Origin of the sequence: Lactobacillus helveticus DSM 20075 = CGMCC 1.1877 (assembly GCF_000160855.1) — a bacterium.
GTDB lineage: Bacteria > Bacillota > Bacilli > Lactobacillales > Lactobacillaceae > Lactobacillus > Lactobacillus helveticus.
Window position 1 is genome coordinate 17,314 of sequence record NZ_GG700758.1, and the last position, 1,099, is coordinate 18,412.

Consider the following 1,099-nt stretch of genomic DNA (forward strand, 5'->3'; position numbering starts at 1 on the left):
AATTCTTTAACAATTATTGGATAATATCCAGCTTGATTGTAATTAGTCGCCTTTAAGAATTTATCGTCATACTCTTGCTCGCCATGACTATTGTAAATCGTAGCCTTGGTAACTCCCGGTTTTGCCTGAACAGTCGTATTCTTTTGATTAAAGACATTAACTGGTTCGATGTGTCGTTTGACATCAACTTCGGAGACACGGCCCCATACCCAGTCATCCTTAGTTCCTTTAACATGGTAGAAAACGGAATCTCCTACTCCTGTCTTGAACCAGAAATCATCAGGATAACCACGGAAAGTTGAAATATATTTATCAACTACCATCTTCTTGCCTTTTTTATAGTAGCGACCACTTTCGCGGTTAGAATTTCTATTAACAATTTGCTGACCACTCTTCAAGACAACAGTATTCTCCTTCTTATCGACATAGATCGGCTTACCATCAAGATAGCGCACATTGTTAGCCTTGATATAACGATTCTTGCCAATACGGTAGTATTGTTTGCCATGAATTGTCTTATATTTTAGCCAAAAACGGTGACGCTTTTGCCAAGAAACAAATTTAATACCAGAAGAAGACAAGTACTCAGAATAAAACTTTTTAGGAGAATTAATTTCTTCAAACTTATCAGGTACTTTTAAAGTGGTATTCTTTTAATTGTTTTAGCTTTTTTGCGTTGGCCCTTGTAATTGTATACATAAGAATTATGGTCAATAGTTAAGTTGGCTGGGCCATTTGGCAAGCCTACATTTTTAGCATTAATATAATAGCCATTGCCGATGCTGTAATACATCTTAATATCGCCGTTACTAGTCTGAGACGAAGTACCAATATATGTTTTCAACGGAGTTGGCTTACCATAATATTTAAGAACCGTTCCCTTTGGAATCAAAGTAACCTGTCCATTTTGTTTTAAAGTTACTTTTTCTCCATCTGCATCCCGCAACTCATCTAAATGAACTTGTTTACCGTCCTTACGATAAGCATAAGAAGCTATTTGCAACGTAAATGTATTATTTTGCGTTTCTTGTGCTGCTTGAACGACTGAAGTCTGATTTGCTAAAAATGGAGTACTGACTCCCAATAGCGCAGATATAAT

The 1,099-nt window shown here is 36.4% G+C and carries 2 protein-coding genes; both read right to left on the minus strand.

The window, feature by feature from the left end; translation table 11 throughout:
* On the minus strand, nt 1–581 hold a 581-nt coding region (locus HMPREF0518_RS10360), incomplete at its 3' end, for an SLAP domain-containing protein (RefSeq protein WP_003627662.1).
* A 56-nt stretch (nt 582–637) separates the two neighbouring features.
* On the minus strand, nt 638–1,099 hold a 462-nt coding region (locus HMPREF0518_RS07935; RefSeq protein WP_003627663.1), incomplete at its 5' end, for an SLAP domain-containing protein.